The 15,615-nt window shown below is 73.5% G+C and carries 17 protein-coding genes; 10 read left to right on the top strand and 7 right to left on the bottom strand.

The features are described 5' to 3' along the window. The 3 genes from ACIPN7_RS02110 to ACIPN7_RS02100 all read left to right on the top strand — a co-directional run bounded on the left by ACIPN7_RS02110 (nt 1) and on the right by ACIPN7_RS02100 (nt 1,141). Entirely contained in the window at nt 1–264 is a 264-nt protein-coding gene (locus ACIPN7_RS02110; protein WP_400537505.1) for a hypothetical protein, read from the top strand. 40 nt (nt 265–304) lie between these two features. Continuing rightward, nucleotides 305–736: an HIT family protein gene (locus tag ACIPN7_RS02105; protein WP_400537503.1), complete on the top strand. Its 432-nt coding sequence runs from the start codon at nt 305–307 to the stop codon at nt 734–736. 108 nt (nt 737–844) lie between these two features. After that, the gene (locus tag ACIPN7_RS02100) at nt 845–1,141 is read left to right on the top strand and encodes a DUF4287 domain-containing protein (RefSeq protein WP_400537501.1); all 297 of its coding nucleotides are present in this window, start codon (nt 845–847) and stop codon (nt 1,139–1,141) included. A 52-nt stretch (nt 1,142–1,193) separates the two neighbouring features. On the opposite strand, the gene ACIPN7_RS02095 is transcribed toward ACIPN7_RS02100, so the two are convergent. Both ACIPN7_RS02095 and ACIPN7_RS02090 read right to left on the bottom strand, forming a co-directional pair. After that, nucleotides 1,194–1,511: a helix-turn-helix domain-containing protein gene (locus ACIPN7_RS02095; protein ID WP_182620158.1), complete on the bottom strand. Its 318-nt coding sequence runs from the start codon at nt 1,509–1,511 to the stop codon at nt 1,194–1,196. Then, a complete protein-coding gene (locus tag ACIPN7_RS02090) occupies nt 1,508–1,870 on the bottom strand; it encodes a type II toxin-antitoxin system RelE/ParE family toxin (RefSeq protein WP_400537498.1) in 363 nt (120 codons plus the stop codon). The genes ACIPN7_RS02095 and ACIPN7_RS02090 overlap by 4 nt, the downstream gene beginning before the upstream one ends. Nucleotides 1,871–2,003: 133 nt before the next feature. Between ACIPN7_RS02090 and ACIPN7_RS02085 the strand changes: the two genes are divergently transcribed. The 5 genes from ACIPN7_RS02085 (at nt 2,004) to ACIPN7_RS02065 (ending at nt 6,734) form a co-directional block, all read left to right on the top strand. Continuing rightward, complete coding sequence (locus tag ACIPN7_RS02085) at nt 2,004–3,239, top strand: amidohydrolase (protein WP_400537496.1); 1,236 nt, start codon at nt 2,004–2,006, stop codon at nt 3,237–3,239. A gap of 194 nt (nt 3,240–3,433) precedes the next feature. After that, nucleotides 3,434–4,927 (top strand): sensor histidine kinase, encoded by a 1,494-nt coding sequence (locus ACIPN7_RS02080; protein WP_400537494.1) that lies wholly within the window; start codon nt 3,434–3,436, stop codon nt 4,925–4,927. Next, nucleotides 4,924–5,604, top strand: coding sequence for a response regulator (locus tag ACIPN7_RS02075; protein WP_400537492.1), 681 nt, complete (start codon nt 4,924–4,926; stop codon nt 5,602–5,604). Before ACIPN7_RS02080 ends, ACIPN7_RS02075 begins: the two co-directional genes overlap by 4 nt. Nucleotides 5,605–5,701: 97 nt before the next feature. After that, nucleotides 5,702–6,100: an SHOCT domain-containing protein gene (locus tag ACIPN7_RS02070; RefSeq protein ID WP_400537490.1), complete on the top strand. Its 399-nt coding sequence runs from the start codon at nt 5,702–5,704 to the stop codon at nt 6,098–6,100. A 166-nt stretch (nt 6,101–6,266) separates the two neighbouring features. After that, nucleotides 6,267–6,734 carry a hypothetical protein gene (locus ACIPN7_RS02065; RefSeq protein ID WP_400537488.1) on the top strand — a complete coding sequence of 156 codons (468 nt, stop codon included), beginning with the start codon at nt 6,267–6,269 and terminating at the stop codon, nt 6,732–6,734. 108 nt (nt 6,735–6,842) lie between these two features. On the opposite strand, the gene ACIPN7_RS02060 is transcribed toward ACIPN7_RS02065, so the two are convergent. The 5 genes from ACIPN7_RS02060 to ACIPN7_RS02040 all read right to left on the bottom strand — a co-directional run bounded on the left by ACIPN7_RS02060 (nt 6,843) and on the right by ACIPN7_RS02040 (nt 11,906). Beyond that, complete coding sequence (locus ACIPN7_RS02060) at nt 6,843–8,888, bottom strand: penicillin-binding transpeptidase domain-containing protein (protein ID WP_400537486.1); 2,046 nt, start codon at nt 8,886–8,888, stop codon at nt 6,843–6,845. Between the two features lie 179 nt (nt 8,889–9,067). Beyond that, nucleotides 9,068–9,253, bottom strand: coding sequence for a hypothetical protein (locus ACIPN7_RS02055; RefSeq protein WP_400537484.1), 186 nt, complete (start codon nt 9,251–9,253; stop codon nt 9,068–9,070). A 133-nt stretch (nt 9,254–9,386) separates the two neighbouring features. Beyond that, nucleotides 9,387–10,652, bottom strand: coding sequence for an RNA polymerase sigma factor (locus ACIPN7_RS02050; protein WP_400537482.1), 1,266 nt, complete (start codon nt 10,650–10,652; stop codon nt 9,387–9,389). After that, on the bottom strand, nt 10,640–11,011 hold the full coding sequence (locus tag ACIPN7_RS02045) for a YciI family protein (protein ID WP_400537480.1): 372 nt from the start codon (nt 11,009–11,011) through the stop codon (nt 10,640–10,642). Before ACIPN7_RS02045 ends, ACIPN7_RS02050 begins: the two co-directional genes overlap by 13 nt. A 187-nt stretch (nt 11,012–11,198) precedes the next feature. After that, nucleotides 11,199–11,906 (bottom strand): hypothetical protein, encoded by a 708-nt coding sequence (locus tag ACIPN7_RS02040; protein ID WP_400537478.1) that lies wholly within the window; start codon nt 11,904–11,906, stop codon nt 11,199–11,201. 346 nt (nt 11,907–12,252) lie between these two features. On the opposite strand from ACIPN7_RS02040, the gene ACIPN7_RS02035 reads away from it, so the two are divergent. Together ACIPN7_RS02035 and ACIPN7_RS02030 are read left to right on the top strand one after the other, a co-directional pair. Beyond that, the gene (locus ACIPN7_RS02035) at nt 12,253–12,462 is read left to right on the top strand and encodes a hypothetical protein (protein ID WP_400537476.1); all 210 of its coding nucleotides are present in this window, start codon (nt 12,253–12,255) and stop codon (nt 12,460–12,462) included. A 95-nt stretch (nt 12,463–12,557) separates the two neighbouring features. Beyond that, nucleotides 12,558–15,578 carry an AAA family ATPase gene (locus ACIPN7_RS02030; RefSeq protein WP_400537474.1) on the top strand — a complete coding sequence of 1,007 codons (3,021 nt, stop codon included), beginning with the start codon at nt 12,558–12,560 and terminating at the stop codon, nt 15,576–15,578. Nucleotides 15,579–15,615 lie beyond the last annotated feature (37 nt).

The following is a 15,615-nucleotide window of genomic DNA, read 5'->3' as shown; positions in this document are numbered from 1 at the left end:
GTGGTCGGGCATGGCCCGACGGGTGAGGTGGTCTTCTCCATGGAGACCGGGGCCGTCGTCGCCCGGGTTCGCCCGGGACTGCTCAGCGCGCAAGGGGGCGCGAGCGAGGAACGGCTGCTCGACGCGGCGGACCGGTGGTCGCAGACCGAGGAGCTCGCGACAGATGATCCGGCCCCGCTCGCCGCGTTCCTGCACGACCTGGCCGCACTCGCCCGAACCGCCGACGCCGAGGGCGCCGGGGTCTACTGCTGGGCCTCGCCGTGAGCCCGGCGTCCACCTGCCGCCCCTCCGCTACGGTCGCTCCATGACCTCAGAAGCCCACTGCCTCTTCTGTCGCATCGTGCGCGGCGAGCTGCCCTCGACCCGGATCGACGAGGACGCACGCACGCTCACCTTCATGGACATCAACCCCGCGTCCGACGGCCACGCGCTCGTGATTCCCAAGGCGCACTCCCGCGACCTGCACGACATCGCGCCCGAGGACCTGACGGGCTGCACCCTGACCGCCCAGCGCATCGCGGGACGGGCCACGAAGCAGCTCGGGGCCGACGGCGTGAACATCCTGAGCTGTGCCGGCGAGGCCGCCTGGCAGACCGTGTTCCACTTCCACATCCATGTGGTACCCCGGTTCCGCGGCGAGCCGTCCCGCGACTCGCTGCGCCTCCCGTGGGAGCCGACGCCGGGCGACCCCGGTCGGATCGCCGCGGCGGCGAAGCTCCTGCGCGCGACCCTCTGAGCGGAGCCCGTGGAAAGCGCCGACGGCCGATGAGTTCCGCGGCCCCGACTCGTCTGTGCTGGTAGCAGGCGGTGCCGACAGCCCCGTCTCCCGTACGAAGGAGCACCGATGTCATTTCAGGCGTACCTCGACGCCGTCGAGGACAAGACGGGGCATACCCCGCGCGAGCTCGTCGCGCTCGCGCAGGAGCGCGGGTTCGACGCGTCCACCAAGGCGAGCCCGATCCTTGAGTGGCTCAAGGAGGACTACGGCCTGGGCCGCGGACACGGCATGGCGATGGTCCACGTCATCACCAAGGGGCCGAAGATCAGCGCCAAGCACGTCGGCACGTCGGGCACGCACAGCGACGCGTCCGACACCCTGTGGCTCGACGGCAAGGCGACGAACCCGGCAACGTCGGGCTGACGGGGCGGGCGCGGCCGGCTGCTCGAGACGGTCGCGCCAGGATGCCTGGCTCCTACGCGATACCGGCGATCTCGCCGTCGTCAAAGAGGATCGCCTGCTGGAGCTGGCCGCCCAGGGCGTGGGCATATCGCGCGAGCACCTCCTGGCCGGAGATCTTGCCCTTCTCGATCTGCGACACCCTGCCCTTGGTCACGCCCATCCTGTCGGCAACCTGCTGTTGGGTCAGACGGCGCTTCTTGCGCAGTTCTGCGAGCCGGTAGCCCGTGACCTCGGCCAGGAGCTCCTGTTTCCCGCGTTCGACAGCTTCCTCGCCGCCTGCCCGCGCCACGTGCTCAGCGCGAATGTCCTGCCACTTCACATAGCCCGTCATGACACGTCCTCCTCGTCCGAACGCTTGGCTACATACTTCTGGTACCGCTCCTCCGCCAACGGAATCGCCTCGACGTACCACTCCTGCCAGCGGTTCCTCTTGTCACCAGCAACCAGCAGGATCGCGGAGCGCCACGGATCGAACACGAACAAGATCCGGATCGAACCAGGCCGCAGCTCCTTCAGATTCGCCAACGCGGAACCGCGAAGCGGGTCCACCAGCGGTCGGCCAAGTCTCGGCCCACGCTCGGCCAGAGCGTCCAGCCCCTCGACGACGCGCTTGTGAGATGCGTCGTCCAGTTCTTCGATCCAGTCACGCACCTCGTCGACGACGTAGATGCTCCATTCCTCGTCCGCCATGCCGTGAGTTTAGTTATCGGTATACATGTTGGCACGTCGAACGAGCATCTGTCACGCCTGCTCGCGGTCTCCGCACCGGGCGCCCACCGACCAAGGTTCCTGACACCTCGTTACCTTGGGTAATGATGTACCCATGACAACGCGCTCCAGCATCGCCATCACCAACGCCTACGTGGTCCCCGTCGCCGCCGAGCCCATCGAGAACGGCACGGTCCTCATCCAGGACGGCGTGATCACCGCCGTCGGCACCGACGTCGCCGTGCCCGAGGGCACCGAGACCGTCGACGCACAGGGCAAGTGGCTCCTGCCCGGCTTCGTCGAGGCGCACGGCCACATCGGCATCCACGAGGAGGGCGAGGGCTGGGCCGGCAACGACACCAACGAGATGACGGACCCGAACGGGTCCGCCCTGCGGGCGATCGACGCCGTCCAGATCGACGAGGAGGGCTTCCGCGACGCCCTCGCCGGCGGTGTGACGACGGCGGTCATCAAGCCGGGCTCGGGCAACCCGATCGGCGGCCAGACCGTCGCGATCAAGACCTGGGGCGGCCGCACGATCGACGAGCAGGTCATCAGCGACTCGGTGTCGGTCAAGAGCGCCCTCGGCGAGAACCCGAAGCGGGTGTACGGGGACAAGAAGCAGCTCCCCTCGACCCGTCTGGGTGTCGCGAACGTGATCCGCAAGGCCTTCGTCGACGCCCAGAACTACGCCGCGAAGCGCGACGCCGCCGCGGAGGAGGGCAAGCCCTTCGAGCGCGACCTCGGCAAGGAGACCCTGGCCCGCGTCCTGGCCGGCGAGCTCGCCTGGGACCAGCACACGCACCGCGCCGACGACATCGCCACGGCGATCCGCCTGTCGGAGGAGTTCGGCTACCGGCTCGTCATCAACCACGGCACCGAGGGCCACCTCATCGCCGACGTCCTCGCCGAGAAGGACATCCCGGTCATCTACGGCCCGATGTTCGTCTCGCGCTCCAAGGTCGAGGTGCGGCACCGGGCGAACCGCAACATCGCCGCCATGGCCGCGGCCGGCGTGCGCGTCGCGATCACGACCGACCACCCCGTCATCCCGATCAACTTCCTGGTGCACCAGGCGTCGTTCGCCGCGCGCGACGGCCTGCCCCGCGAGACGGCGCTGGCCGCCATCACCACCAACCCCGCGTCGTTCCTCGGGCTCGACGTCCGCGTGGGGGCCATCGCCGAGGGGCTCGACGGCGACGTCGTCCTCTGGTCGGGCGACCCGCTCGACACCGACCAGCGTGCCGAGCGCGTCTTCATCACCGGCACCGAGGTCTACAGCTGGGACCCGGCCGCCGACGCCGGCCGCGGCGCCGGCCGCGTGGTGGAGCGCACGGCTCGCTTCGCCTGACGGCCCTGCCCGGGGCGGGGCCGGGGTCAACCCGGATCATCGGTAGAACGTCAGGTGATCGGCTCGAGCTGCCGATCACCTGACGTTCTGCCGATCACCGCATCTTGCCGACCACACCCCGCGGTACCGCAGGACGACACGCACCGGCACCGGGGTCCGACGCGGCGGTACCCGGCCCGGCGTAGCGTGCGAGCATGCTGGGCACCATCCGTCCGAACCCCGCCGCCCTCGCGGACCCGCCGGTCACGGCGCCGTTCGACCGTCTCCGGCCGCGCATGCTCGTGGGCGCCGCCGTCGCGGTCGCCTCCGTCCTGGGCTCGTTCGGTGCCTCGCGCGGCCAGTCGTGGGCCACGGACCTCGACCTCGCCGGGGTGCTCCTGCTGCTGGTGTCGCCCGCGGCGCTGGTGTTCCTGCTGCCGCGCCGTCCCGCCCTCGCGACGGTGCTGTCCGTCGCCGCCACGCTCGTGTTCCTGCTGGCCGGATACCCGTGGGGGCCGGGGTTCCTCGGCCCGGCCGCGGTGCTGGCCGGCGTCATGCTCAGCGGCGAGGTGCGCCGGGCCCGGCTGGTCGCGTGGTCCGGGGCCGCCCTGCTCGCCGGCGGGGTGGGGGTCGCCGCCACGCTGCTCGCCCCACGCCTCCAACGGTTCCTGACCGAGAACCCGGTCGAGCCCGACCGCACCTGGGGTCCCCCGGGATACCACGGCCCGGGCTGGGACAGCGCGGACGGCTCGTGGTTCCTCACCACGGGGGCGCTCGTCGCGGGTGCGGCCTGGCTCACGGTCGTGCTGCTGATCGCGAGCGGGGCGCGTGACCGGATCGCGCGCCGGGCGGCCGCGCGTGCCGCCGCCCTGGAGACCGCCGCCGAGCGGGAGCGCACCGCCGTCGCCTCGGAACGCCTGCGCATCGCGCGCGAGCTGCACGACGTGCTCGCCCACTCCCTGTCCGCGATCAACGTCCAGGCCGGCGTGGGCCTGCACCTGATCGACCGGAACCCCGGCCAGGCGCGCGAGGCGCTGACCAACATCCGCGACACCAGCAAGGACGCGCTCGCCGAGGTGCGCACGGTGCTCGGGATCGTCCGCGAAGGGACGCCCCCGTCCACTTCGGGGAACCGGCCGATCGCACCGCCCGGCGCCGGCGCCGGCGCCGACGCCGGCACCGCCGCCTACGCCCCGACCCCCACCCCGGAACCGGAGTGGGACGACGCCGCGCCCCTCACCCCCACCTGGGACCTCACCGGTCTGCGCCGGCTGGCCGACCAGGCCCGCGCCGACGGCCTCGACGTCACCGTCGAGCTCACCGACGTGGACGACCTGCCGGACCACGTCGCCGGCGTCGTGCACCGGGTGGTCCAGGAGTCGCTGACGAACGTCCGCCGGCACGCGCCGTCGGCCCACCGGGTCACGCTGCGCGTGACCAGGGGCGACGCCGTCGAGGTCACGGTGTCCGACGACGGCGTCCCCGCCGGCGCGGAACCCGTCGTTGCCGGCTACGGGCTGCTCGGGATGCGCGAGCGCGTCGAGGGCGCGGGCGGCATCCTGACCACCGGCCCGCGCGCGGACGGACCCGGCTGGGAGGTCCGGGCCTGCCTTCCGGTCGCCCGGCGGACCGGGACGCCGCGCCCGGGCACCACCCCGTCGCACGACGCCGCACCACCCGAGACACCCGAGATCGGAGACACCGCATGATCGACGTCCTGCTCGCCGACGACCAGGCCCTGGTGCGCGGCGGCTTCCGCGCCCTGATCGACTCCGAGGACGACATGCGCGTCGTCGCCCAGGCCGCGACCGGCGACGACGCCGTCGCACTCACCCTGGAGCACCTGCCCCAAGTGGTGCTCATGGACATCCGCATGCCCGGCCTGGACGGGCTCGAGGCGACCCGCCGCATCATCGCGGAACCCCGCGCGGCCGGTGTGCACGTGGTGGTGGTGACGACGTTCGAGCTCGACGAGTACGTCACGGAGGCGATCCGCGCCGGGGCGTCCGGGTTCCTGGTCAAGGACACCGAGCCCGCGGAGCTGGTCCGCGCGGTGCGGGTCGCGGCGTCGGGCAACGCGCTGCTCTCGCCCACGGTGACGCGGCGCCTGCTGGCCAAGGTCGCTGACGCGACCCGGACCGTGCGGCCGGTGCCGGCGCTCGCAGAGCTCACCCCGCGCGAGCGGGAAGTGCTCGTCGAGGTGGCGGGCGGCCTCGCCAACGACGAGATCGCGGGCCGGCTGTACCTGTCGGAGTCGACCGTGAAGACGCACGTCTCCCGGGTGCTCATGAAGACCGGTTCGCGCGACCGCGCGCAGCTCGTGGTGCTGGCGTACGAGGCGGGCCTCGTCCGCCCCGGCTGGAGCGGAGCGGCACCAGAGGGGTAGCCCGGCAGGTACGCCGGGCTGACGCTCCCGGAGCCGGACGGCGGCAGCCTGGTGGTGTGGCCGGAACGACCGGCCGAACCGACTGCTGGAGGTCGACATGCTCACCGCGACGACAGAGGTCCTCGCACATGGGCCGCAGTACGGCTGGGGCGGACCCGGCCCGTTCTTCTTCATCTTCCCGCTGCTGTGGTTCCTGCTGTTCGCGACCGTGGTCTTCCTGATCGCGCGCCGGGCCCGCCGGGGCGCACGCGGCGGGTGGGGCGGTCCGTGGGCCGCGCACACGGCGGCCGGAGCCGACCCGGTGACGCTCCTGGGCCACCGCTTCGCCCGCGGCGAGATCGACGAGGCCGAGTACCGCTCCCGGCTCGCCGTGCTCCGCTCGGCGGGACCCGTCCCCGGTTCCGGCCAGGGTTCCGGCCCGACGCCGCCGGCGGAACCCGCACCTCCCGCGGCCCCCGGGCCGCAGGACCAGCCCCCGGCGGACGGCGGGCGCTGACCGCCGTCCCGCACCACCTGTCGGACGCTCAGGACCCTCCCGTGGCCTGAGCGTCCGACGTCGCCCACGGGGCCGCTGGCCTTCGGTGGCGGCCGTGGCGCTAGACTCGCGGGCGAGTGCGGCCGAACCGCACTTTTCTGACCCGATGACGTGAGGGAAGTAGATCGTGAGCACCAGCAAGAACTGGGCGATCGTGGCAGCGGTCGCCAGTGCGCTTCTGCTGTCCGGATGCGGGGCCCTCGAGGACATGGCCAACGACTTCACGCCCTCCAGCGGAGAGGTGCAGCAGGTCGCGCCGTCCCCCGTGGCCGAGGCCCCCATCAGCACCGGCGAGTACGACCTCGTCGAGACGTGCAACGCGTTCTTCGCTGGTCCGCTCGTGTCGAGCATCCAGGCCGCGGCGATGGACGTCGCCTCCCCGCTCGACGAGGCGAAGACCGGTAACGCCACGAAGGTGAGCACGAACATCGGCCTGATCCTCGGCAAGGCGGACGAGGTCAGCATCGCCCACCTCGAGGCCGTGCGCGCGCCGTTCGACCAGGCCCTGGGCGGTACGATCGCCCGCCCGAACGCCATCATGGGCGCCATCGAGTCCTACAAGGCCACGTGCACCGAGGCCGGCTTCAAGGGCTGACCGCCCGCTCCGGCCGTACGACAGAGCGCCTGCCCGACCCGCCCCGGCATCGCCGGGGACGGTCGGACAGGCGCTCCGTCGTTCGTGCTCGGTCGCACCTGCTCGGGATCAGCTCCCCGTGAGGAACTCGTGCATCACCGGGCCGGCGGTGGTCGAGCCGAGCTCGCCCTCCTCGATGAACACGACCGCCGCAAGGTCGTTCGCGATCGCGAGCATCCAGACGTGCGCCTTGGTGCCGTCACCGAACTGGGCGGTACCCGTCTTGGCGCCGACGATCCCGGGGACGTCCTGCAGCAGCTCGGCCGAACCCTCCTGCACCACACCACCCATGAGGTCGCGCAGCGTGGCCGCCTCGTCCGCGGTCAGGTCGCCCGCCGGCTCGGCGTCCGCCTCCTCGCCCGTCGGCTCGACCAGCCACGGGGACACCGTGTGGCCGGCGGAGACGCTCGCCGCGACGGTCGCCATCGCGAGCGGGGTGGCCAGCACCTGACCCTGCCCGATCATCGACGCCGCGTGCTCCGTGCCCGAGGCCTCGGTCGGCACGTCGCCGAACGCCGCCGCACCGCCGAAGGACACCGTGTGCTCGGCACCCAGGCCGAGCGACGCCGCGGCGTCGTGCAGCTGCTGCTGCGAGATCGCCTGGTGCTGCGAGATGAAGGCGGTGTTGCACGAGTTCGCGAACACGGTCCGGAACGGCACGGAGTCGCCCATCGCGGACTGCGGGTACCCGGGCACGTTCTGGAACACGCGGCCCTCCACGTTGATCGTGGCGGTGCAGGGCAGCGTCGAGTCGGGCGTCGTCCCGGCGCGGAGCATCGCCAGCGACGTCGCGATCTTGAAGGTCGAACCCGGCGGGTACTGCCCCAGGGTCGCGGTGTTGAACCCCTCCGAACCCGGGCCCGACGCCGCCGCGAGCACCTCACCGGTGGACGGCTTGATGGCGACGATCGCACTCGCCAGGTCGCCGAAGTCGGCGAGGGCGGCCTGGGCGCGGAGCTGCGTCGCCGGGTCGAGCGAGATGGCGACCGGCTCGCCGTCCTTCTTCTCGATCGTGAACGCCTCGCGGCTCTCGCCCTCCCCGTCCTCGACGGGCTCGATGGTCACCGCCAGGCCGGGCACACCGCGCAGCTGCTCGTCGTAGGCCGCCTGCACGCCGGACAGGCCCACCATGTCGCCCGCCTTGATCGTGCCCTTCGACTCGTCGACGATCTCCTGGGTCGCCTCGCCGACCGTGCCGAGCAGCCCGCGGGCGAAGTCGCGGTCCCGCGCGAGCGGGATCTCGTCCGGGATCCCGACGACGCCGGCGATCGCCATCGCGGCGTTGAAGTCGTACTCCGGGTCGTTGTCGCGGATGGTGATGACGTCGATGAACGCCTTGTCGCCCGCCGACTGGACCTGCGCCGCGATGTCGTCGGTCGTGGCCTGGTCGAAGCCCAGCACGGCGCCGAGCTGCGCGGCGGCCGTGTCCCAGCCGGGCCGCGTCTTGTCGATACCCACGCGGTGCACGGGGGTGAGCCCCACGATCGTCTCGCCGCTCGTGGTCACGATGTCGCCGCGCACCGGCTCGGTGCGCTCGACGGCGAGCCGCTCACCCGCCTCCAGGCCCGGGACGAGCACGCCGAGGTTCCAGGCGGCCTCCCAGGCGCCGGCCTCGCCATCGGCCGGGCCCGGGTAGGTGAGCTGCACGACCGTCTCGTACTCCCAGGCCTCCTCGGTCGCCACGGGCCAGGTCCAGGCGAGCGTCGCGGTGGCGGTCGCGGTGCCGCCGTCGCCCTCCTCGAGCGGGGTGACGCTCTTGACCGCCACGGTGCCGGCGTCCTCGCCGACGGCGGCCACGAGCTGCTCGAACACCGAGGCGTACTGCTCGTCGGGCGACGCGGACGTCTCCATGGTGAGCGGGAAGTCGGCGGGCGTGCCCGCCTGGAGCGCGGCCGCGAGCTGCTCCGCGGCGGGCTCCGGGTCGGGGATCGGCGGCGGCCGCAGCAGGTACCAGACCCCCGCACCGGCCGCGAGCAGCAGGATCACCACGACGGCGATGATCAGCGCCTGCCGCCCGTTCTTCCGGGGCGCGGCAGGCGGCTGACCGCCGGACACCGGGATGCCGGGCGGCGTGGCGGGGGGCGGCGGCGGAGGCCCGACGGCGGGTGGCACCACGTCGTACCCACCTGGCGGGGGCGGGACGGGCGCATGACCGTCCGCTGGCAGATGGGGTGAAGGGTGTCCACTCATGCCAAGGAGCCTAAGGGGCAGGTCAGGATCGCTCCGTGTAAATTCCCGGGTGAAATGGGGCGGGGCCGCCGAACCCCCTGGATCTGCGGCCCCGCCCTCCGACATCACGCGTCCGCGTACCTCCAGCGGTCCCGTGCGCGCGTGGCGAGCGTGAGGTAGGACATCACCGGGGCCGAACGGGCGGCCGCGCGGATCCTGTGCTCGCGCCGGTTGAGCAGCTCCATGCGCCGCAGATCGCGCTCGACCGCCGCGACATCCTTGCCGGTGATCATCGCTGTGCTGGTCGTCATGGTCGGTCCCCGTTCTCAGGCCCCCTCGTGTGGGCGCCCCTCGTGGAACAGGACGAACCAGGAGCTCGCTTCGTTGGTAGGGAGGCACGGGTCCGGGTTTCGGGACCAGGGTGGCTGGCTTCACCCGGCGGCCTCAGCCGACGGCGGCGCTCCGCAGCGCCAGGAACTCCCGCAGGTCCGGGTCGGTCGTGAGCGAGCGCGCCTTGTCGTAGGCGGCCCGGGCGGCCTCGGAGTCGCCGGCCTCGGCCAGGAGGTGCGCGCGGGTCGCCCACAGCGGCTGGAACCGGCCCGACGCCGGCTCCGCCGCCGCGACCTCGTCCAGCGCGGCCAGCCCCGCGTGCGCGCCGTCGACCCGCGCGACGACGGCCGCGAGCGCCACCCGCCCACCCAGCGTCGGCGCGACGCGGAGCAGCGCCCGGTGCAGCGTGACGAGCGCGGGCCAGTCGGTGCGGCCGGTGCGCGCCCGGGCGCAGTGCACGGACTGGATGGCGGCCTCGAGGCGGAACCGGCCGGGCGGGCCGGCGGGCTGCTCGGCGGGCGAGGCCGGGTCGGCGAGCGACCGCCGGAGCAGCGCCTCGCCGCGCTCGATCAGGCCGGTGTCCCAGCGGGCGACGTCCTGCTCGTCGAGCGGTACGAAGGCGCCGTCGGCCCCGCGCGCGCCGGCGCGCGCCAGCGAGAAGCAGAGCAGGGCGGCCAGGCCGAGCACCTCGGGCTCGGGCAGCAGGTCGGCCAGGAGCAGGGCCAGCGTGAGCGCGTCGCCGGTGAGCGACCCGCGCACCTGCGGCGCGGCGCCGCGCCAGTCGATGGCGTACGCGCCGTACACCGCCTCCAGCACGGGCGGCAGGCGGTCGGGCGCCTCGTCCCGGCCGGGGATGCGGAACGGGATGCGCGCGTCCCGGATCCGGCGCTTGGCCCGGACCAGGCGCTGCGCCATCGTGGGTGCGGGGACGGCGAACGCCGCCGCGATGTCCGTGGCCTCCACGCCGAGCACGGTCTGCAGCATGAGTGGGGTGCGGATGCCCGCCTCGACCGCGGGGTGGGCGCAGACGAACATGAGCTCCAGCCGGCGGTCCCCGATCGCGTCGGGGTCGACGTCCTCGGGCGGCACGGCGGGCTCGGGTCCGGCGTCGGGCGGCACGGTGGTGCGGTGGGCGGCGGAGCGGTACAGGTCGCGCAGCCGGTTGCGGGCCACGGTGAGGAGCCAGCCGTCGGGGTTGTGCGGCACGCCGTCGTCGGGCCAGTGCCGCAGGGCGCGCTCGAAGGCCTCGCCGAGGGCGTCCTCGGCACGCTGGATGTCGCCGTCGCGGGCCGCGAGCAGTGCCAGCAGGCGGCCGTACGACGTGCGGGCCGCCGCCTCGGCGACGGCCCGCGCGTCGGCGCGATCGGTCAGCGCGTCCACGCGCCGTTCTCGTAGTGGGTGGCGCTGGGGCGCACCTCCACCGTGCCCCACTGGACCGACGGCGCCTTCTGCGCCCAGGCGAGCGCGGCGTCGAGGTCCGGCACGTCCACGACGAAGGTGCCGCCGAGCTGCTCCTTCGTGTCGGCGAAGGGGCCGTCCTGGACGCGCAGCTCACCGTCGCGCACGGCGACAGTGGTCGTGGACGACGACGGCTGGAGCACCTCCGCGGAGAGCAGCACCCCCGCCTGGTCCAGCGCCGTGGCGTAGGCCTGGAACTCGCGCTCGCCCTCCTCCCAGCCGCCGGGCCCGAGCTCCTCGGGCGTCATCTCCGGGTAGTGCAGCAGGATCGTGTATCGCATGGTTCTGTCCTCCGGTCGGGTCTGTCTGACACGGTGGTGACGATCTCGCCGCCGCCCGATCGACAGGATCCCGACACGATCCGTGGCGGAGTTGCTCGACCTGCGCGGGGAGCCCGTCCGGACATGACTCAGGTCGGGGCGCCCCCTGGTGCGCCCCGACCCGGTTCCCCCTGTCCGGCCAGGTGTGTCAGGCGGTTGTCGGAGCCGCCTTGACCACCGGGCCCCACGCCAGCGGGTCGAGCGTGCGGGCGTCGTCGTCCGCGTTCCCGGTCCAGCGGCGCGCATCGGCGATAGTTGCTGCGAGCAGGTCCCTCAGGCGTGCGTCGACGTCCGGTACGAACGCCTCCGAGATGCCCTGCACCGCCGTGGAGACCACGCTCGGCGCGGCGTCACGGACGAACCTCTTGGGCCGCACGCTGGTGCCGGCGCAGAACCGCTCGGCCCAGGCCGCCGTCTTCGGTACGGCCGCGAGCGCGTCCTTGCTCTCCGGTGCGAGGGTGCCTGCCGGACGGTCCTCCAGGACGTCGAGCATGCGCTCCGAGCCGAGGACTGCGACGGCGAGCGTCTGCTGCCGGTCCGCGGGCGAGACCGGCAGCGCCGTCTGCGCGGCGCGCAGCGCGATCCGCACGTCCCAGCGCGGGTCGGTGCTGGTCAGGCCGATGACCGACGGGATGAGCGGTGCGAGCTGCGGGCGCGCGTGGTCCGCCGTCAGGTCGTTCACCGCGCGAGCCAGCATCGCGATGAGCGGGTGCGTGCAGGCTGGATGGTCGCTCCACTTCTCGCCTGCGAGGAAGGAGGCGAGCTCCATGAAGCACGCGCCCTTCTTGGGATTGCGGTGCTTCCCACGGCCCAGCATGGGCAAGATGTCGTACGTTCCAGCTTCGGTTCCGGTCACGATCCACCCCCGAATTGGGTCCGCTGCTACTTCCAGTGTGCGTCTGCTGTGACGTAGATCGCAATAGTGGGGCTGTGAACTCCCTGAATCTCGCCCTCCTAGTGTCCCGCCGAGCGGCCGATCGGGCATCTCGGGCGTCCGACGGGACGCATCAGGCCTGTTCCCAGGCGTGCTGAGGTACCTCAGACCCACCTCAGGCCCGGGCCGGGGTACCTCAGACGCCGGTCTGAGGTACCCCGTCGTCCAGGACTGCCCGACCTCCCGATCCGGGACCCCCCGGCTCAGGACGAGTGTCTTCCTCATCAGCCGGACGGGCACACGGCCCGCCGGGGACGCAGGAGGAATCATGTCGTTGTGGGGACCCGCGGTGGACGCGGAGATCGAGTACCGGCAGGCCCAGGCCAAGAAGGCCTGGCGCAGCAAGCGGCCGACCGCGGCGGACCGCGCCGCCCGCCTGGAGAGGCGCGCCGCCCGTGCGAACCGCACGGAGCAGATCAGGGAGGGCATCGCGGGCATGCGCCCCGCACCCGCCAAGCGGCACGGCCTGTTCGCGTGACCACGGTGGGCGCCGAAGCCGTGGGCGCCGGATCGATGGAACCGGAGAAAGGCCAGGCCAGGGGGATTGTCAGTGACCGGTGGCACGATGTGCAGGTGCGACGGTCCACGACGATCCCCCTGGTCTCCCGGCAGGAGCAGGTTGCCTCTCTCCTGCTGGCAGTGGGTCGCGCCTCGGCCGGCCGGCCGGGCCTCGTGCTCGTCGGCGGCGACGCCGGCGTGGGCAAGACCCGTCTGATCGGTCATGTGGCACAGGCGGCGGAGCAGGCGGGAGCCAGCGCCGTCGTCGTGCACTGCGTCGACCTGGGCCAGGTCGGCATCCCGTACCTGCCCTTCACCGAGGCCCTCACCCAGCTGCAGGCCGGGGCCGCGGGACCCGACGCCGCCGCGCGGGTCACCGAGCTCGTCGCGGAGCGGCCGGCGCTGTGGCGGCTCCTGGAGCCCGGCAGCAGCGCCGACGCCGACCACGACGAGCGGCTCCAGCTCTTCGAGGGCATCGCACGCAGCCTGGCGGTCGCCGGCGCGCCCGAGCGCCCGCTCGTGCTCGTCGTCGAGGACGCGCACTGGGCCGACGCGTCGACGCGCGACGTGCTGCGGTTCCTCGCGGCCCGCGCCCGGACCGAGAACGTCCTGCTCGTGGTGACCTACCGGGCGGACGACGTCGACCGCCGGCACCCCCTGCGCCCCCTGCTCGCCGAGCTGTCCCGGCTGGAGCACGTGGAGCGGATCGACCTGCAGCCGTTCACCGAGCACGAGCTGCGCGAGTTCACCACCGCCCTGGCCGGCCGGCCCCTGCCTGCCGCCGGCTTCGCCGACGTGCTGGACCGGTCCGAGGGCAACGCCTTCTTCGCGGAGGAGCTCCTGGACGCCGGGCCGGACTCGGCCAGCCTGCCCTGGACGCTCACCGAGGTGCTCCGCACCCGGCTGGAACGGCTGGACCCCGAGGTGCAGCAGGTGCTGCGCATCGCGTCGGTCGGCGGACGCCGCGTGCGCGAGGAACTGCTGCGGGCCGCGGCCGCCCGCTGGGGCGCGCACGACGTCGACATCGCGCTGCGCGAGGCCGTCACCCAGCAGGTGCTGGTGGTCTCCGGCGTTCACCTGGAGTTCCGGCACGCGCTGCTCGCCGAGGCCCTGTACGCCGACCTGCTGCCCGGCGAGCGGTCGTCGGTGCACCGCGCCTACCTCGCGGTGATCGAGCAGGACGGGCCCGACGGCATGCCGATCGGCAGCGCGGCCGAGCGCGCCCACCACGCCTACGAGGGCCACGACCTGCCCGCCGCGCTGACCGCGTCGCGCGACGCCGCCCTGCGGGCGCGCCAGCTGCTCGCCCCCGAGGAGGAGCTCAGACACTGGGAACAGGTGCTGGCCCTCTGGGAGTCGGTGCCGGACGCCGAGGAGCGGATCGGCCGCGACCGGGTCGACGTCGCACTCGCTGCGGGCGAGGCCGCGGCGCGCGCCGGCGACCCGATGCGCGCGGTGAAGCTGACCGAGCGCGCGGTCAAGGGTGTCGCCGACCCCCTGCGCCGCGCCGGCCTCCGGCACGTGCTCGTGCACCGGTACCTCGACCTGCCCACCTGGGACGAGGTACCCGGCCAGGTCGAGGCCGCGATCGAGGACCTGCGCGCGGCCCTGGAGGTGCTGCCGGAGCGCAGCCCGGAGCGAATCTGGACCAACGCGCAGCTGGCGCGGGTCACGATGATCATCGACCTGGACGACGACGCCCGCGGGCACGCCCAGTGCGCCATCGAGGAGGCGCGGTCCGTCGGACAGCCCGGGGCGCTCGCCGCGGCGCTCTCCACCCTCGCCGTGCTCGACGTGGCCGACCCGGACCGGGCAGCGGCGCTCCTCGACGAGGCCCGTACGGCGGCGACCGAGGCCGGCGACGTGCTCACGGAGATGCGCACGCTCTACAACGCCACGGCCAACCGGTTCTACGCGGGGGAGCTCGAGGCCGCCCAGCAGCGGGTGGAGCACGCGCTCGCCCGGGCCGAGGAGCTCGGGCTGGCCTGGAGCACGCCGACCGTCAACCTCCGGGTCCTGCAGGAGGTCATGCTCTACTTCCGTGGCGACCTGTCGCCGCGGCCAGCCGGCGGGGTGCCGGCCACGCACAAGCACGTGCTGGAGGCCACCCAGATGTACGCGGCGGTGGCGCGCGGCGACGCCGATGCCATCCCGCGCGGCGAGGCCCTCTTCGACCACTGGCAGAGCGACGGCCAGATCGCCCTGATCGGCGGCGGCAGCCTGGTCGACGCCCTGACCTGGGCGGGCCGCTACGACGACGCCGCGGCCCTGGCCGTGCGGATCACCGACCACCTGGGCGAGGTGTGGACCGAGGTGTTCCTCGGCCGGATCTGGTTGTCCGCGCTGGCGATCGCAGCCCTGGCCGACGCCGCGCAGGCCGACCGGTCCGCGGGCCGCGCGGGTGCCCCCGGCTCGGCAGCCGCCACCGCCGTGGAGGCGCGTGCGGCCGAACGGCTCGACAGCGGGGACTCGCTCCTGGCGATCGCCCGCGAGACGGCGCAGCGCGGACGTCCGCGCGGCGGCGTGCTCGGCCCCGAGGGGCGAGCCTGGCTGCAGCGGGCAGCCGCCGAGAACGCCCGGCTCCATGCGATCGTGGGCAGCACCGCGGGTGCCGACAGCGGTGAGCGGGCGGCCGCGGACCTGTGGCGGGAGGCCGCCGCGAGCTGGCAGGACACCGTGAACGCGTTCGGCTTCGGATACCGCTACGAGGTGGCGCGCTCGCGCTACCGGTGGGCCGAGGCCCTGCTCGGCGCCGGTGAGCGGCAGGCCGCCGAGGTCGAGGCGGCCGAGGCGCTCTCGGAGGCGGAGGACATGTGCGCGCAGCCGCTGGTCGACGCCGTCCGGGCGCTCGCCCGGCGGGCGCGGCTCGACCTGCCGGGGGTCCGCCGCGCGACGGCCTCGACCCTCACGGAGCGCGAGGAGGAGGTGCTCGGCCTGGTCGCGCAAGGGCTGTCCAACCGGCAGATCGGCGAGCGGCTGTTCATCTCGACCAAGACGGTGAGCGTGCACGTGTCCAACCTGCTGGCCAAGCTCGGCGCCTCGGGCCGGGCGGAGGCGGTGAGCCTCGCTCACCAGCGCGGTCTGCTCGAGGTGTGACCGTGAACGGGCAGGCTACCTGCCCGGCACAAAAGGG

Origin of the sequence: Promicromonospora sp. NPDC090134 (genome assembly GCF_044746965.1) — a bacterium.
In the GTDB taxonomy this organism is placed as follows: domain Bacteria; phylum Actinomycetota; class Actinomycetes; order Actinomycetales; family Cellulomonadaceae; genus Promicromonospora.
The sequence above is the reverse complement of the archived record's forward strand: the minus strand, read 5'-3'. Positions and strand labels throughout refer to the sequence as shown.

Excerpts from the sequence above, each read along its gene's own strand:
- ACIPN7_RS02105 (WP_400537503.1), top strand. The coding sequence starts at position 305 with ATGACCTCAGAAGCCCACTGCCTCTTCTGTCGCATCGTGCGCGGCGAG.
- ACIPN7_RS02100 (WP_400537501.1), top strand. The coding sequence starts at position 845 with ATGTCATTTCAGGCGTACCTCGACGCCGTCGAGGACAAGACGGGGCAT.
- ACIPN7_RS02095 (WP_182620158.1), bottom strand. The coding sequence starts at position 1,511 with ATGACGGGCTATGTGAAGTGGCAGGACATTCGCGCTGAGCACGTGGCG.
- ACIPN7_RS02090 (WP_400537498.1), bottom strand. The coding sequence starts at position 1,870 with ATGGCGGACGAGGAATGGAGCATCTACGTCGTCGACGAGGTGCGTGAC.
- ACIPN7_RS02085 (WP_400537496.1), top strand. The coding sequence starts at position 2,004 with ATGACAACGCGCTCCAGCATCGCCATCACCAACGCCTACGTGGTCCCC.
- ACIPN7_RS02080 (WP_400537494.1), top strand. The coding sequence starts at position 3,434 with ATGCTGGGCACCATCCGTCCGAACCCCGCCGCCCTCGCGGACCCGCCG.
- ACIPN7_RS02075 (WP_400537492.1), top strand. The coding sequence starts at position 4,924 with ATGATCGACGTCCTGCTCGCCGACGACCAGGCCCTGGTGCGCGGCGGC.
- ACIPN7_RS02070 (WP_400537490.1), top strand. The coding sequence starts at position 5,702 with ATGCTCACCGCGACGACAGAGGTCCTCGCACATGGGCCGCAGTACGGC.
- ACIPN7_RS02055 (WP_400537484.1), bottom strand. The coding sequence starts at position 9,253 with ATGACGACCAGCACAGCGATGATCACCGGCAAGGATGTCGCGGCGGTC.
- ACIPN7_RS02045 (WP_400537480.1), bottom strand. The coding sequence starts at position 11,011 with ATGCGATACACGATCCTGCTGCACTACCCGGAGATGACGCCCGAGGAG.
- ACIPN7_RS02035 (WP_400537476.1), top strand. The coding sequence starts at position 12,253 with ATGTCGTTGTGGGGACCCGCGGTGGACGCGGAGATCGAGTACCGGCAG.